12 protein-coding genes are annotated in these 15,423 nt (G+C 41.8%); 3 read left to right on the forward strand and 9 right to left on the reverse strand.

Annotated features, from left to right (window positions below; all coding sequences use genetic code 11):
• Positions 1-39: 39 nt before the first annotated feature.
• The 3 genes from QZZ23_RS06450 to QZZ23_RS06460 form a co-directional block, all read right to left on the reverse strand.
• Positions 40-3,657 carry a hydantoinase B/oxoprolinase family protein gene (locus tag QZZ23_RS06450; RefSeq protein WP_292467935.1) on the reverse strand — a complete coding sequence of 1,206 codons (3,618 nt, stop codon included), beginning with the start codon at positions 3,655-3,657 and terminating at the stop codon, positions 40-42.
• Between the two features lie 87 nt (positions 3,658-3,744).
• Complete coding sequence (locus QZZ23_RS06455; protein ID WP_292467937.1) at positions 3,745-4,413, reverse strand: protein-L-isoaspartate O-methyltransferase; 669 nt, start codon at positions 4,411-4,413, stop codon at positions 3,745-3,747.
• Positions 4,383-5,033, reverse strand: a complete 651-nt coding sequence (locus QZZ23_RS06460; RefSeq protein WP_292467938.1) for an HVO_0476 family zinc finger protein — start codon at positions 5,031-5,033, stop codon at positions 4,383-4,385. The genes QZZ23_RS06455 and QZZ23_RS06460 overlap by 31 nt, the downstream gene beginning before the upstream one ends.
• A 235-nt stretch (positions 5,034-5,268) precedes the next feature.
• Here QZZ23_RS06460 and QZZ23_RS06465 point away from each other — a divergent pair, with 235 nt between their 5' ends.
• Positions 5,269-7,563: a PAS domain S-box protein gene (locus tag QZZ23_RS06465; RefSeq protein WP_292467941.1), complete on the forward strand. Its 2,295-nt coding sequence runs from the start codon at positions 5,269-5,271 to the stop codon at positions 7,561-7,563.
• Between the two features lie 160 nt (positions 7,564-7,723).
• On the opposite strand, the gene QZZ23_RS06470 is transcribed toward QZZ23_RS06465, so the two are convergent.
• The 6 genes from QZZ23_RS06470 to QZZ23_RS06495 all read right to left on the reverse strand — a co-directional run bounded on the left by QZZ23_RS06470 (position 7,724) and on the right by QZZ23_RS06495 (position 12,647).
• Positions 7,724-8,248: an N-acetyltransferase gene (locus tag QZZ23_RS06470; RefSeq protein WP_292467944.1), complete on the reverse strand. Its 525-nt coding sequence runs from the start codon at positions 8,246-8,248 to the stop codon at positions 7,724-7,726.
• A 76-nt stretch (positions 8,249-8,324) separates the two neighbouring features.
• Positions 8,325-9,194, reverse strand: coding sequence for an agmatinase (speB, locus tag QZZ23_RS06475; RefSeq protein ID WP_292467947.1), 870 nt, complete (start codon positions 9,192-9,194; stop codon positions 8,325-8,327).
• Positions 9,195-9,237: 43 nt separating this feature from the next.
• On the reverse strand, positions 9,238-9,621 hold the full coding sequence (locus QZZ23_RS06480; protein WP_292467949.1) for a translation initiation factor IF-5A: 384 nt from the start codon (positions 9,619-9,621) through the stop codon (positions 9,238-9,240).
• Positions 9,622-9,802: 181 nt separating this feature from the next.
• A complete protein-coding gene (locus tag QZZ23_RS06485) occupies positions 9,803-11,503 on the reverse strand; it encodes an aldehyde ferredoxin oxidoreductase family protein (RefSeq protein WP_292467951.1) in 1,701 nt (566 codons plus the stop codon).
• 33 nt (positions 11,504-11,536) lie between these two features.
• Positions 11,537-11,917: a methylated-DNA--[protein]-cysteine S-methyltransferase gene (locus QZZ23_RS06490; RefSeq protein ID WP_292467953.1), complete on the reverse strand. Its 381-nt coding sequence runs from the start codon at positions 11,915-11,917 to the stop codon at positions 11,537-11,539.
• On the reverse strand, positions 11,898-12,647 hold the full coding sequence (locus QZZ23_RS06495; RefSeq protein ID WP_292467955.1) for a M57 family metalloprotease: 750 nt from the start codon (positions 12,645-12,647) through the stop codon (positions 11,898-11,900). Before QZZ23_RS06495 ends, QZZ23_RS06490 begins: the two co-directional genes overlap by 20 nt.
• Before the next feature lie 79 nt (positions 12,648-12,726).
• On the opposite strand from QZZ23_RS06495, the gene QZZ23_RS06500 reads away from it, so the two are divergent.
• Together QZZ23_RS06500 and atwA are read left to right on the forward strand one after the other, a co-directional pair.
• Positions 12,727-13,545: an HAD family hydrolase gene (locus QZZ23_RS06500; protein ID WP_292467958.1), complete on the forward strand. Its 819-nt coding sequence runs from the start codon at positions 12,727-12,729 to the stop codon at positions 13,543-13,545.
• Positions 13,546-13,792: 247 nt separating this feature from the next.
• Positions 13,793-15,409, forward strand: a complete 1,617-nt coding sequence (atwA, locus tag QZZ23_RS06505) for a methyl coenzyme M reductase system, component A2 (protein WP_292467961.1) — start codon at positions 13,793-13,795, stop codon at positions 15,407-15,409.
• Positions 15,410-15,423 lie beyond the last annotated feature (14 nt).

Below are 15,423 nucleotides of genomic sequence, written 5' to 3' on the forward strand. Positions count from 1 at the left end.
GTAAATTCTATAAAATGCACAGGTGCTTTATCAGTAGGTTTACTTAATACTTTTCTTTTTACCAAATCCGCCTGCACCGGGAGTCTTAACTACGAATAACTCTCCTGCCTCCATTTCAACAAGGGCTCTCCCATCAAGCTTCTCTACATCCCCACCGGCCCTGACAACGTAATTATGCCCGGATTTCCCATCTTCTCCACCGTTTAAACCCTTTGGTGGAAACTTCCTGTGACTTGAAATGATGGCTGCTTTCATTGGTCTGAGGAAACGTATCTTTCGTACAACGCCACAGCCTCCATTATGTGCTCCTTCACCACCGCTATCTTTCCTGATAGAGAACTCCTCAAGCCTCACCGGGAATCTCCACTCCAGTACCTCAGGGTCGGTAATTCTTGAATTTGTCATGTGGGTCTGTACTGCATCCGTTCCATCAAAAGCATTTCCTGCACCCGAACCACCACAAATAGTCTCATAGTACTGGAATTCCTCATCCCCGAAAGTGAAGTTATTCATGGTACCCTGGGAACCAGCCATCACTCCAAGTGCTCCGAAAAGTGCATCAACTATATACTGTGACGTTTCAACATTTCCCGCAACCACTGCCGCAGGATATTCTGGATTCAGCATGCTCCCTTCAGGAATGCTTATATCAAGCGGCTGCAGGCATCCTTCATTAAGCGGGATATCTTTCTCCACAAGTGACCTGAACACATACAGAACCGCAGCCTTACACACAGCCACAGGAGCATTAAGGTTCCCCTGATGCTGCCTGGAAGTTCCTGTGAAGTCGATGTGTGCTGATCTCTTCTCGCGATCAATGCGCACTTTCACGCAGACAACTGCTCCATCATCAAAGGAAAGTGAGTATTCCCCACCCTTCAGAACCTCGATCACCCTTCTCACAGACTCCTCTGCATTGTCCATCACATGCTTCATGTACGCCTGAACCGTTTTCATGGAAAAGTGCTCTACAAGTTTTTCAAGTTCTCTGACACCTTTTTCATTGGCAGCCACCTGTGCCTTCAGGTCTGCAACATTCTGGAATGGGTTTCTTGCAGGGTACTTGCCTGAGGTCAGCCACTCATTTACTTCATCTTCAAGGAATTCCCCAGACGAAACGATTCTCTGCCCGCTGGTAATAACACCTTCCTCTTCAATATGCCTGCTCTCAGGAGGTATAGAACCAGGGGTAATTCCTCCAACATCTGCATGGTGGCCCCTTGATGCCACATAGAATGCAACATTTCCTGCATGGAATACAGGAGTGATAACTGTAATGTCCGGAAGATGTGTCCCGCCTTCAAATGGTGAATTGAGCATAAAAACATCCCCTGGTTCCATGTCCGGGAACTTTCTGATAATTGCCCTCACACTCTCACCCATGGATCCAAGATGCACAGGAATATGAGGTGCATTGGCTATGAGATTTCCTTCACAGTCAAAAAGAGCACATGAGAAGTCAAGTCTCTCCTTAATATTAACAGAGTAAGCTGTATTCTGAAGCGTGTACCCCATATGCTGTGCAATGGACATGAATCTGTTATTGAATATCTCAAGCATCACAGGGTCAGCTTCTGTACCGATGGATTCTCTCTTTGGCAGAGGGATGGTCCTTTCAAGCACAAGTTCCTGATTCTCAGTAACCTCAGCCTGCCATCCCGGTTCTATCACAACGGTGGTGTTCGCTTCAACAATTATTGCGGGTCCGTTAACTTTTGTTCCAGCAATTGCTTCCCTTCTGTAGACTGGTGTTTTATGGAAATCCCCACATGTGTAAATAGTCGTATCTGGCAGCTTCCTTGTTCTATTTCTTGGATCTTGCGCCATGATGAATCGGTGCATCTCCTCACCTGCACCAATTATCTCCGTAGAAACAGCCTCGATAACAAGTTCCTTGTTATCTATAATAAAGCCGAAGCGGTTTTTATGCTCATTCTCAAAGGATTCTCTTATCTCTTCCTCGTTCTCAAGGTCAGCAATGATAGAGGTTCCAGCATCCATATACTTTACATGGACCTTATGCAGTGCCGTTATCTCTTCCTCGGAAACACCCTGCATACGCATCTCTTTCCTGCCACTCTTTTCAAGCTCAGCAGCAATGTCCCGGATTTCTGCTATAAGCTCTCTTCCGAGTTTCTTCTCTACAGCATGCTCTTTCATTATACGCTGGTCCGCAAGTCCCATTCCGTATGCAGAAAGCACCCCTGCAAAAGGATGTATCAGTATTTTCTTTATTCCAAGTGCGTCAGCAACACCACATGCATGCTGAGCCCCTGCCCCTCCAAAACAGCAAAGTACGTAGTCTTTAGTGTCATACCCACGCTGGATGGAAATTTTCTTAATGGCATTTGCCATGTTCTCAATGGCAATTTTCAGAAACCCTTCGGCAACCTGTTCAGCACTGTGCTGTTCTCCTGTGAATACACTAACTTCTTCTGCAAGTGCGGAGAATTTCTCCTTCACGATATCAGCATCAAGTGGCATGTCTGCCCCGTGACCAAACACATGAGGAAAGTGTTGTGGATCTATCTTGCCAAGCATCAGGTTGCAGTCGGTAATTGTGAGTGGTCCATCTTTTCGATAGCATGCAGGTCCCGGTTCAGATCCGGCTGAATCAGGTCCCACTCTGAATCTTCCCGCATCAAAGTGAAGTATTGAACCACCACCAGCCGCTACAGTATGAATATAGAGCATTGGTGAGCGAAGATGAACACCAGCTATCTCCGTTTCAAAACTTCTTTCGTATTCACCACTGTAATGTGCTACATCAGTGGAAGTCCCGCCCATATCAAAAGTGACAACCTTTTCAAAACCTGCTGTTCTGGATGTTTCCACAGCTCCGACAATCCCACCGGCAGGTCCCGACAGGATACAGTCTCTGCCCCTGAACTGCATTGCATCAACCATTCCGCCGTTGGACTGCATAAAGATGAGTTTTGTATTGTCTCCTCCGGCTTCAAGGGTGCTGGCTATCATATCTATATACCTTCTCAGAACCGGGGAAAGATAAGCATCTACAACAGTTGTTTCTCCGCTGCTTATGAGTTTCATAAGAGGGCTGACTTCGTGTGAAAGTGATATCTGGGTAAAGCCAATTCCCTCTGCAATTTCCCGAAGCTGTAGTTCATGTTCAGGATAACGATATGCGTGCATCAGTACAATGGCAATCGAACGTATTCCTGATGAGTAAATTTTCTCAAGTTCATTGCGGGCACTTTCTGTATCAAGGGTCACCAGTTCTTCACCCGCTGCACTGTAGCGTTCCTTTATCTCAATGACCTCGTCATAAAGTAAATCAGGCAACTCAATATTCAAAGCAAAAATGTCAGGACGGTTCTGGTATGCAATTCTCAGTGCATCCTTGTAACCTTCCGTTATTACAAGTGCAGTAGCTTCTCCCTTGCGCTCAAGTAATGCATTGGTCCCAACGGTTGTTCCCATTTTGATAGATTCTATTTCCTCTGTAGGCAGTGTAGCTTCTGGCTCAATTCCAAGTATGGTCCTTATTCCATGCATTGCAGCATCAGCATAATGCTTCGTGTCAAGGGATAGGAGTTTATGGGCAATAAGCTGTCCGTCAGGTTTTCTGGCAACAACATCAGTGAATGTGCCTCCTCTATCTATCCAGAATTGCCACTTTTCATCTTTTGAGGACATAGTTCTTTCACATCAAAAATGATTTTTATAAAATATGCTACGCTCAATGCGAACGATATTTAAAGTATTTTTGCAGACGAGTAGCTCTTACCTGTGTCCTCTTTTGCTATCATATTGTTTAAAACCATGATAACCGACCAGGGGAACAAAGATCACTCCACCCCAGTCCTGTTTTGTAACCTCTCCATCCAGCGATTTCCTGATAATGTACAGATGCTGGTAGCCTTCACCTTCTGGCAACACCATAATACCTCCGGGTTTTAGCTGTTCTATCAGCGGTTTAGGTGTATCGGGTGCAGATGCAGTGACACATATTCTGTCATAGGGTGCATGATCTGGCAGGCCAAGGGAACCGTCTGCAAGTGTCACCTTCACATTGGAGTATCCGGTCTTTTGCAGGTTATCATGTGCAAAGACGGCAAGTTTCTCAAGTCGTTCAATAGAATAGATCTGTCCTTTCTGGCCAATTATCTCTGCCATCACGGCTGCATTGTAGCCAGAACCTGAACCTATTTCCAGTATTTTCTGGCCTTCTTCAAGTTCAAGAAGGTCACACATCATGGCAACCATATGTGGTGCTGATATTGTCTGAGCGTGTCCTATTGGCAGCGGGCTGTCAACATAAGCCCGTGATATGTGTATAGAAGGTACGAAAAGATGTCTTGGTACCTTCTTCATTGCTTTGAGGGTTTTGTCACTGACTCCCTGGTTTGCGAGAGACCTTATCAGTAGCGACCTTTCCCTTTCATACTCCATTGGGTTCTTCCCTCACCCCATCCTCTTTTCACGACATCCTCTGCAAATATTCTTTTGATGAACTTTGCTTCTACTGCAGTGCCGGTACGTGATTCAAGACTACCGTCCCTTATCTTTATTTTTTTGACCCTTACACTGGTCCTATCCACAGTTTCCTCTTTTCCTACGATAAATTCATATCCTCCAGGAACTCTTTTTCGGAGAGCCTCTGTGTTTTTTCCCCGGTGAACGGCAATTTTAACGACAACTTCGTCGATAGCCCTGCCCCATATAGTAGTTATCTCTGAAGGATTGGCTTTTTGCAGTCTCTTATCTCCGGATTCAATGGCAGTTATTAAAATAGGAAATACTTCGTCAGATTCCCCGTCATCGACAATTATGTCCTCATCTACGTAAACATCTTCTTCTGATGTCATTTTGGTCATCTGGGTAAAAGACTCTTCACCTTTGCTGATTATTACTTTAATATTGAAAGTCTTTGGTTTTTCAATTTTTGTCGGGTGGACGTTTCCACATTCCTGACACTGGACAACTGGATTCTGTCCCAATTTCAAAACATCATGCAATACACTCATTTTAGGTGAGCATGATGGACATATTACTTCAATTTCATCGTACATATTCTCAATGATGTCATTGTCTGGAGAATGTAAATAATTAACTGCATAGTCGTTGGGTTAGGGTTGGTTAACCTGGCAAAATATGGAAAAGTATATTGTGTTCAGGATTCATCCATATATTCTTCTGTTTTTCATCATTTTTGAAGGTAAGTTTTCAAAGATTGATTTTTATATGTGATGTACATATAAAATAAGGTACAACAATTGCTCATATTTGTACAGGAATGATACTACTTTGAAACCAAAAATCCTTTTAGCTAAAAATGGACTTGGCAATAAGAGTTTATTTCAGAGTATTATTGAAAATGATTTTGATGTAGTGGAAGTACATCCGCAAAAGACTGCTTTTGAGATGCTGCAAACAGTTATTCCTGATCTTGTAGTTCTGGAAGGAGATCCCAAAGATCCTGAAGCATACGAAACATGCCAGCAGATCAAATTTTCTGATAAATATTATTTTATACCGTTAATCTTTACAGGCCCGGTATTTTCCCCGGAAGATAACGTAAAATTGATTGAATCAGGTGCAGACGGTTATTTACTCGAGTCCGTTGATACCATCGGCACGATGGCTTATTTGAGAGCACTTTTGAAAAAGAATCAGCATTATAAATCTCTGGCTGAAAAGTATGACCAATTGGTAAAAGAATGTTCCGCTGAAAAAGAAATTCCTCGTGAAAGTACAAATCAGGAGGATGAAGAGCTTTTCAGGATTACCTTTGAACAGTTTGCAGTGGGAATTGCCAGGGTTGATGTAAATGGCAATTTTCAAAAAGTGAACAATCGTTTCTGTGAGATTGTTGGTTATACAAAGGAAGAACTGTTGTCAAAGAACTTTCAAGATCTTACCTATCCTGATAGCAGAGATATTGAAGATAAATTGATAGCCAGCGTCCTGGCAGGTGAGATCGACTCATTTGAAGTTGAGAAAAGATATATACATAAAAGGGGTCACCTCATATGGGTAAAATTATATTCGAGTGTTGTCAGGGATGAGTCCGGTTCTATCAAATATGCCATCGCTGTAGTAGCAGAAATTTCGAAACAAAAGAAAGCGGAATCATTACGTTATGAAAGTGAGGCTCTCTTCAGGTCAATGTACGAATCAAGTGGTATTGGTATTGTCCGAATGTCCGTTAACGACAAAATAATAGAACAGGCAAACACTGCTTTCTGCAGGATGCTTGGATATACTGAAGAAGAACTCATAGGTAAAACTCTCAGGGAAATCAGTTATGCTGAAGACCTTCCAGAGAATATTGCGCAGCAAAAGAAATTGGCTTCCGGTGAAATCAATTCAATACAAATGGAAAAGCGATACCTGCATAAAGATGGTCACCACGTATGTTGTTTACTTCACGCAAATCTGATATATGATGAACAGGGAAGTCCTCTATATTTTATAGGAAATGTTCTGGATATCACGGAAGCCAAGAAATCACAAAAGCTTCTTAAAGAAAGTGAAAAAAAATACCGTACATATGTAGATAATTCCCCTCACCCTATTTTTGTCGCAGATGCTTCCGGTAGATATCTTGATTTAAATCAGGCAGCTTGTGCTCTTACAGGTTATTCCAGAGAAGAACTTCTGAGCATGAATATTGCAGACCTGTGTGCCCCTGAATATCTGGAGGGAGCAGGAATGCATTTTGGAACGGTACTAAATCAGGGTAAAGCCTCCGGTGAATTTCAATTCCTTAAAAAAGATGGAACACGTTTCTACATGCAGGTGGAAGCTGTTAAGCTAAATGAAAACACTTTTCTGGGGCTTTGTGTAGAGACAACTGAGTGTAAGATGGCTGAGAAATTGCTTATCGAAGCAAAGTTACTTGCCGAAGATGCTTCGAAATCAAAAAGTGAGTTCGTGGCAAATATAAGTCATGAATTGCGCACACCATTGAATATTGTGATTGGATATTCCGATCTTCTTCTAAGTGGAACAGGAGGGGAACTAAATGAAAAACAGACCAAATTTGCAAGTAACATAAAAGATGCAGGTTCAAACCTGTTGGAAATTGTCAATTCGCTGATATATATTGCAGAAATTGAAGGTGGAAACAGTGAGTTCGAAATTACAAAATTCAATTTAACTCCATTGATTGCTGGTATGGAAAAAATTACCAGTCTAATTGCCTCTAAGAGAGGTATATCAATTGAATTTGAAATTGAAACTGGTATTGATACTATAACCGCAGATGAGTCTAAATTCAAGGTGATACTTCATCAGTTAATAGGAAACTCTATAAAATTCACTCCCAACAACGGTTCTGTAAAAGTGAGTATCAATCAGGATGATAACAATCTCTGTGTCCATGTGAGGGATAATGGTATTGGTATTCCGGAAGAAAAACAGGCACAACTATTTGATCCATTTGTCCAGCTTGAATGGTCGCATGCCCGGAAATACGGCGGTGTAGGCATTGGTCTGGCTCTTGCAAAAGGCCTGGTCGAGATGCATGGTGGCAATATCAGTCTGGAAAGTAAAGTTGGGGAAGGAAGCACTTTTACTTTTACCATACCACAAAACTAAGTCTCTATTTTTCGAACAGACACTTATTTTCAGCTCGCCATTTATTTTCTAATTATTCGATGCCTGTACTATAATTGTTAATCTGCGCCAGCACTAATTTTATTGAAATGTAGTAACTGGAAGCTAAAAAAAGCAAATAATGCAAACCTGAATTTTAGATTCAGAAATATTTTCTCATGACAATAGCATCGGAGTTGTCATCGTCCTCAAAAAAACCGATTATTCTCTGAATCTCCAGGAATCCACTGCTTTCGTATATTTTCTTTGCAGCATCCCAATTCACTGAAACTATGAGAATTATGCTGGCTATTTTGTAGCTGCTGCTAATTCGTTCTATCAATTTTGAGAACAGCATTTTTCCATAGCCTTTGGCACGATATTTTGTCAGGATGCCTATGGATGAGATATAGAGTTCTGAGCCGTCACTTCTGTGAACGTCTGCTATGGTGTGGTTCAGGCGGAACCTTTCCGTATCGATATTTTCAGAGTGTCCCCACATCTCCGAGGAAATATAACCTCCAATTTCTCCGTCAATCTCCATAACCAGAAATCCTTCAGGAAATACCTTCATTCTATCAAAGAACACATCCCTGCTCTCTGCTATGTTCTCATGGAATGAATCATTCTCTACGAGCAGTATTATCTCGATGTCACTCTTTTTAGCATTCCTTATGGATATTTTCAAAGAATCACCAGCATATATTAAAAAAGGAATGATTGGAAGTTGCAGAGTGTTCTTTGCGGAAATTCAAAGGTACTGCCTATCTTTCACTTGCGGCATGTGATGCAATGAATTCCCTGAGCAGTTTCGTTCCAAGCAGTGCGCTCATCCCGTTGTCGTATTCAGGAGCGATTTCAACAACATCAAAACCAACGGATACAGGTGCAAATGAACGAATTACCTCACGTACCTCAATGTCAGTAAGTCCGAATGGTTCGGGGGTCCCAAGGCCAGGTGCATATGCAGGATCAAGAGCATCCATATCCAGGGAAAGATATATCTTTTTACACCCGAGATATTCCTTAACCTCTGAAATGACCTGTTTGATACCCATTTCTCGTACATCATCTGAAGTATAGTATTTGATGCCATTCTCTTTTGCATAGACCCATTCTTCCTTTGGGCCGCTGCGGACTCCTATGGTCACATAGGTATCAGTGATATCGTCCAGTATGTGTCTTGAAACGCATGCGTGGTTGTTCCTGATGCCTCCGTATTCTTCCCGAAGGTCAAAGTGTGCATCCATTACAACAAAACCGATATTCTCTCCTGCTTCCTCTGCACATGCTTTTACACATGGGTAAGTAAGGGAATGCTCGCCACCAAGCATAATAGGGATTTTTCTATCCTTTGCAATTGGTTTCACAGCGAGGTAAAGCTCTTCGAGTGTCTCATCAACAGATGAATAAGGCTCAAGGTTTCCTGCATCATGGATAAACAGGTCCTCAAAATCAATATCAAAATAATCATTATAGGTTTCAAAGTTCGCAGAGGCTTTCCTCATGGCATCCGGGGCCCAGCGACTTCCTGATCTGTATGAAGAAGTAGCATCAAAAGGGACACCGAATATCACATACCTTGCAGAATCATAATCTGCCATGGCATCCATCATATCGGGTTTGTAAAACATAACTGTAAGAACTGAAAATAAGAAAAAACGATCAGAGATATGATTATCTCAGATCGAATTTTAATTTGCCCATTGCGGTAAGGAATGAAACCTCTTGGCCTTCAATGACCCTTTCCTTGTACTCATCAGGGACCTTCATTTCGAATGTTGAGAAGTCTCCCATGTCCATAAGTTGCGCAACATCGCCTGAAATGGAAAGTACCTGTGCATTCTTTCTTTCGACAACTGGAACGTAGATCTTATCGGATACAGGACCTATTATTGATCTCTTCTGTCCGTCAAAAAGTCCGATAACATCGATTCTTGCTTTTGCTGAACCGTGCTTTCCTGGTTTTGATTTGGATATACTTTTGATTGTACAGGGTTCATCGTCTACAATGACGTACTTTCCCTCTTTAAGTTCTTTAATTTCAACTTGTATTTTCATTTAAAATCCTCCATAATCGTAACAATTATTTATGAGCTTAAAAGGTATATGGGTATAATTCTTAATGCTATATATGAACTTAACCTCTGATTCTGCATTAATAGGAGGTAATAATAGAGGTTTCAAGTATAAATGTATTTATATCCTTTAAATTCTCAAATGAAACATGTTTTATTTGTCTTTATTTAAGACTCAATTCCTTCAGTTTTTCTTCGCCGGGCACACCATCATCATTCCATTCCCTGAAGTGGTAATAATCTGAAATTGCCTTTTTAAATTCTTCTCGGCTGATTGCGTCCTCGCCAAAGAATCTCTCAGGAAGCACGTCATCCTTCGATGAAAATCCTGCTTTTAGGTTGAACATTCTTTCAAGGTTGTAGATTCTCTCCCCTGCAAGTAGCATGTATTCAGCAGAATATTCTTCTCCTGTCACATGGCTTAATATTACAGCGAGCTCTACCTCTCCTATTGCAAGCATAGAGAACGGACACATAACAAGTGAATCAATTACCGCAGTGAGGTTCTGGAAATGTTGTACAAGGGCAGCTTTTCCGTCATATGAGTTCCTGTCAAGCAGGACAGGCTTCCCCATTATTTCCGGTGCAGCCATAAAAGCGCTAAGATGTGACCCTCCAGTGTTGGATGTTGCATAAGCTATAGCCATACCTGCCATTTCCCTGGGATCATATCCTGGAAGTTCCAGACCCTTAACTGAGGTTGTATATTCTTCCTTTTTAACAGAGCAAAGGTATGCATGTGAGCCTTTGCATACTTCATGTTTGCCATTGCCTATTTCAAGGACAATACCTTTCACTTCGTCCATCTCCATCCATGGGTTTACTTCCATGTATGCCGCAATGGATGCACCACAGGACAGTGGATCCAATCCATAATCAAAACAGATTCCATCTATTTCTCTTATAAGTTCCAGATCATCATTGCCTATATTCGGACCGAAAGCCCATATTGAATCATAATCAGGGATTGGCCTTCCGTCTTCTGCAGTTCTCCTGCAACCAATTGGGCATGAATAGCATGGTTGCGGCTGTATTTTGTATTTCTGATTGATGTGCTCACCTGAGAGTTTTTCTGCTTCGGGATATTTCCTTTCATTGAAATTTCGTGCAGGAAGCGTTCCCATATAATCAAGGAGGTCTGTAATAACAGAACTTCCATATTTTTCAAGTCCCTTGGATGCAGGAGGATTTGCCACAAGCAGTTTTTTTATCATCTCAACATCCTTCTCGAAAGCCTCAGGTTCCGCGATCTGGACTTTATTTGTTCCTTTAACAACAATTGCTTTCAGGTTCTTTGAACCCGCTACTGCACCATGTCCTCCACGACCACTGGAATAGATGCGGTCGTTGATGATATTTGCCATACTGACAAGTTTTTCTCCTGCTTTGCCTATGCATGCAACCTTTCCCTTTGTTCCAAGTAATGCGGTAGTTTCTACGGTGTTCTTTCCCCACAGATGTTCAGCAGGCAATATTTCCACCTCTTCATCATAGATGCTAAGATAAACAGGCTTTTCAGACTTTCCTTTAATTATAAGGGCATCAATACCTGCAAATTTCAGTTCAGCGCCGAAGTATCCACCGGTATTGGAACTGAAGATTGTTGAAGTTAAGGGGGACTTGGATGTGACTGTGAAGTGCCCTGACATGGGGGACGATGTTCCTGTGAGTGGTCCGGTTGTGAAAATAAGTGGATTTTCAGGACTTAAGGGGTTGATCTCAGGGTCTGCAAACTCCTTCATCAATCTGCATCCAAGTCCACGACCACCAATAAACTGGTCTGCAAACTCCTTTTTAGTCCTGGTCTCGGTGACCGCTTTCCTTTTAAGGTCTACTATTACAGTTCTTCCTGTCCATCCAAACATGTTCTACACCCTGTATGAAATTCTGTTGTAATATTATTCATCCTTTTCTTTATAACTGGCTTCCATCTCAAGCATCTTTCTTTTCAGCTCGACTTTCTCTCCACATGTCTCTCCGCAAAACCCACCTATTCCTGAAGATGATACTACGCGGTGACAGGGTATGATTATAGGATACGGGTTTTTGGCAACTGCACCACCGACCGCCCTGGCAGCACCTTCGTTACCTATGCGGCAGGCAAGTTCCTGATAGGTTCTTGTTTCACCGTAGGGAATCTTTCTTACTTCTTCAAGGACCGTGCGTTGGAACTCTGTAAGGTCTGAGAGGTCAACTTCGTAATCAGAAAAATCTGCAATTTCACCGGCAAAGTATCTCAAAATACCCTGGAAAATGGTTTCATTTTTTATATTCTTCATCGTTGAAAACCTCATCTTCAAGTATTTTTCTCTTTTTCTTGTAGTGGAACCAGCCGGTGGTGTGGTATAAAATAACAACGATAGCCAAAATTATAAGTATCAAAAGCAAAGGCCACGTGGATTGAAGTAGCAGGGGGTTCAGATTATCTTTGCTATCATATGTGGGGTACATAATGTCATCCTTGCTATTACTATGTCCAAGTCCAAGTGCATGTCCCAGTTCATGCGTAGTTATGTCCTGCATGGTAGTGTCCCCATATTGAACCCATGAGTAACCCTGGTAATTCCCTGTTTCCAGTACAATATCAGCATGCTCAAATCGACCATTTGTTACGTATGGCCTGGTAAAACCGGCAACACCATTCTCCACTCCTGCATCATTCTCGAGATTTTCCACCCACATAATACGTATATCAGCGTTATCGGTATCCACTATATCAAAGTCCACTTCATATACCAGTTGTCCGTTGCCACCACTTTCCCAATACTCAAGGGCATTTTCCACATCTGTCCTGTAGCTTGGACTGTAATGATCCGGTATATCTGCATTATCGATATAAACAGTAATAGGGATGTGGTCCCAAGGTTCTGATATAAGAATTTCCGTTTCTAAGTCGGAGTATTTCCGGTTTTCCGATACAAAAGCTATTGCGATAAGAATTATCAGAGCAATTATTATTCGGTTGGTTTTGGTCATGTTGCTTAGCCTGAAAATTGTAGTTGTTTGCATATTAGTCATTTGGCACAATTTCATTTCAGATGTCACAGTTTATGACCAGATGTATATTCGATAAGGCAAATCAATATTTATGGGAAAACGTGTTGCTGTTGTCTTTGACAGTGCTGGGACACTGTTACATATGTATCGTGTTGCAAAGGAAATGAGTACCGGGTCTATTCTTGAAGATGTACAGACAACTCTTCTGGTAGCACAAAAAGCCAACAGGGCACTCATTGTTTTGCGAACACGCTTTGATGAACTCAGGCAGTGTGATCTGGAAATGGAATTGCACGATTTTATCGAGATGCACAATATAGAGCTCGGTATAAGTTGCTCAAGCAGTCCTTTTCATCTGGATGATGTCTACGGTATAATAAAACATAATAGGACAAAGGTAAGTGATATCAATGATGTGGTAAGTCTTGTAAAAGGTCGCTGCCCTAATGTTTTCTATATTGCTGCCGGTCTCATAGTAGATTCCCGGGAAAATGTCGTTCCCTATGTTCTGAGTACGGGGGGACAAATGTACTCCGACACATTTGTAACGGTTAAACTTTTGAGGGAACTTGGTATTGATATTTACATAGCTTCAGGAGACGACGCACAGAACCTTAATATTCTTGCTTTATCTCTGGATATTCCTATGAATTCTGTTTTTCCAGTTGCCACAACGCACGACAAAGAGCGCATAGTCAACGATCTTAAAAAAACGTACGATTTTGTTTTCATGGTAGGGGATGGTATGAATGACATACTTGCTTTAAGGGCTGCAGATATGGGTATTCTAACCTCTCAGCAGGGGGATGAAAGGCCACAGGTTCTCATGGATGCAGCAGACGTTATCATAGGAAATATCATCGATGTAGTGGACATTGTAAGGAAAATAAACAACCAAGTCACTTCATAAAATCGGCGCGATGCGCCATTTTTTAGAAGTTAACAGTGCGAAGCAGATGCGTTACGTTTATGTATTGAGTTCAATAATCCAACAGTAATTCTTTAAAATGATTACTAAAAAGTTATTATCAGGTTTGTATGGGTTCTAATATGGCTAGTTTTGTATCTTATCTACAAAACCATTAAGTAATTTGAGTAGATATGCATATCAGTATTAGTGCAAAAGACTCTATGCATCCCTGTGCGGAGGAAATCAAATGGCATTATTCATTGAAGTCAAAAACCTGACACTTGAATTTGATGGGGTCAAAGTTCTCAAAGATATAAACCTGACCATCAACGAGGGAGAAGTTCTCGGTATCCTTGGAAGAAGCGGTTCCGGGAAAACAGTATTGATGCACGTCCTGCGTGGTGCTGAAGAGTATGAAGGTATTAGTGGAGAGGTAATCTACCACCTTGCAAGATGCGATAAATGTGGACACATCGAACCGCCGAGTAAAGTTGGAAATGAATGTCCTGATTGTGGCAAGGATACCCTCAAGCCATTTGAAGCAGATTTCATAAAAACTTCAGTTCATGATCCTGAAAGACGAGAGATCACTAAAAGAATCGCTATTATGCTTCAGCGTACCTTTGCTCTCTATGGTGATGACAGGGTTATTGTAAATGTCGTAAACTCTCTTACGGAAATAGGTGTCAATAGTGAGACCGCTCTATCTCGTGCTGTGGAACTCCTGGAAAAAGTACAGCTTTCACACCGTATGATGCACATAGCCCGCGATCTGAGTGGTGGCGAGAAACAGAGAGTAGTACTTGCCCGTCAACTTGTAAGGGACCCAATGCTTCTTATCGCCGATGAGCCAACCGGTACGCTTGATCCCAGAACTGCAGACGTTGTACACGATGTGATTGCAAAGGCCGTCAAGGACTATAACATGACAATGGTCATTACATCACACTGGTCTGAGGTAGTGGAAGACTTAGCTGATAAAGCTATTATTCTTGAAGATGGGGCAATTGTAAAGGAAGGTTCTCCGTCAGAGGTCGCAAAAGAGTTCATGGAACTTGTATGTTCTGTGGAAAAGAAATGTGATGTTGTTGTTGGTGACCCTCTTATCAAGGTAGATAATCTTGTTAAGAAATATATCTCTGTCAGCAGAGGTGTTGTTTACGCTGTTAATGATGTCTCCTTTGATGTAAAAGAAGGTGAGATATTCGGTCTTGCAGGTACCAGTGGGGCAGGAAAGACCACCACATCTGAAATTATTATGGGTATTGTGCAGCCTACAAGTGGCGAAATACAGGTACGTGTCGGAGATGAATGGGTCGACATGAAGAAACCTGGTCCTGAATGCAGGGGTCGTGCAGTCAAATACATGGGCATACTGCATCAGGAATATGGACTTTATACCCATAGGACAATCATTGATAATCTCACTGAATCAATAGGTATAGACCTTCCATATGAACTTGCTGTCAGAAAGGCCATAAATACTATGATAGCAACTGGATTTACTGAGGCGAAGGCAAAATCTATATTATCAAAGATGTCAGATGAGATTAGTGAAGGTGAAAGGCACAGGGTTGCATTGGCTCAGATTTTAATGAAAGAACCTAATATTATTATAATGGATGAGCCAACAGGTACAATGGATCCATTCACTAAGAAAGAGGTCACAAAGTCAATTCTGGAAGCACGTGAGAAGATGGGGGATACTTTCGTCATTGTCTCACATGATATGGACTTCCTCGAAGAGATATGTGATCGTGTAGCTCTTATGAGAGATGGTAAGATCGTTAATGTAGGGGAACCAGTTGCTGTTCTATCACAGCTTACCGATGAAGAGCGTATGGAAGTAGCAGCAGAACCCTGATATCCTGAGAAGTT

This window comes from Methanolobus sp. (assembly GCF_016278385.1).
Taxonomy (GTDB): Archaea; Halobacteriota; Methanosarcinia; order Methanosarcinales; family Methanosarcinaceae; genus Methanolobus.

What these genes read in the sequence shown, in the direction of transcription:
- QZZ23_RS06485 (WP_292467951.1), bottom strand. Translation starts at nt 11,503, where the DNA reads ATGTTTGGATGGACAGGAAGAACTGTAATAGTAGACCTTAAAAGGAAA.
- atwA (WP_292467961.1), top strand. Translation starts at nt 13,793, where the DNA reads ATGGCATTATTCATTGAAGTCAAAAACCTGACACTTGAATTTGATGGG.
- QZZ23_RS06455 (WP_292467937.1), bottom strand. Translation starts at nt 4,413, where the DNA reads ATGGAGTATGAAAGGGAAAGGTCGCTACTGATAAGGTCTCTCGCAAAC.
- QZZ23_RS06490 (WP_292467953.1), bottom strand. Translation starts at nt 11,917, where the DNA reads ATGAAGAATATAAAAAATGAAACCATTTTCCAGGGTATTTTGAGATAC.
- QZZ23_RS06480 (WP_292467949.1), bottom strand. Translation starts at nt 9,621, where the DNA reads ATGAAAATACAAGTTGAAATTAAAGAACTTAAAGAGGGAAAGTACGTC.
- QZZ23_RS06460 (WP_292467938.1), bottom strand. Translation starts at nt 5,033, where the DNA reads ATGTACGATGAAATTGAAGTAATATGTCCATCATGCTCACCTAAAATG.
- QZZ23_RS06495 (WP_292467955.1), bottom strand. Translation starts at nt 12,647, where the DNA reads ATGCAAACAACTACAATTTTCAGGCTAAGCAACATGACCAAAACCAAC.
- QZZ23_RS06500 (WP_292467958.1), top strand. Translation starts at nt 12,727, where the DNA reads ATGGGAAAACGTGTTGCTGTTGTCTTTGACAGTGCTGGGACACTGTTA.
- speB (WP_292467947.1), bottom strand. Translation starts at nt 9,194, where the DNA reads ATGTTTTACAAACCCGATATGATGGATGCCATGGCAGATTATGATTCT.
- QZZ23_RS06450 (WP_292467935.1), bottom strand. Translation starts at nt 3,657, where the DNA reads ATGTCCTCAAAAGATGAAAAGTGGCAATTCTGGATAGATAGAGGAGGC.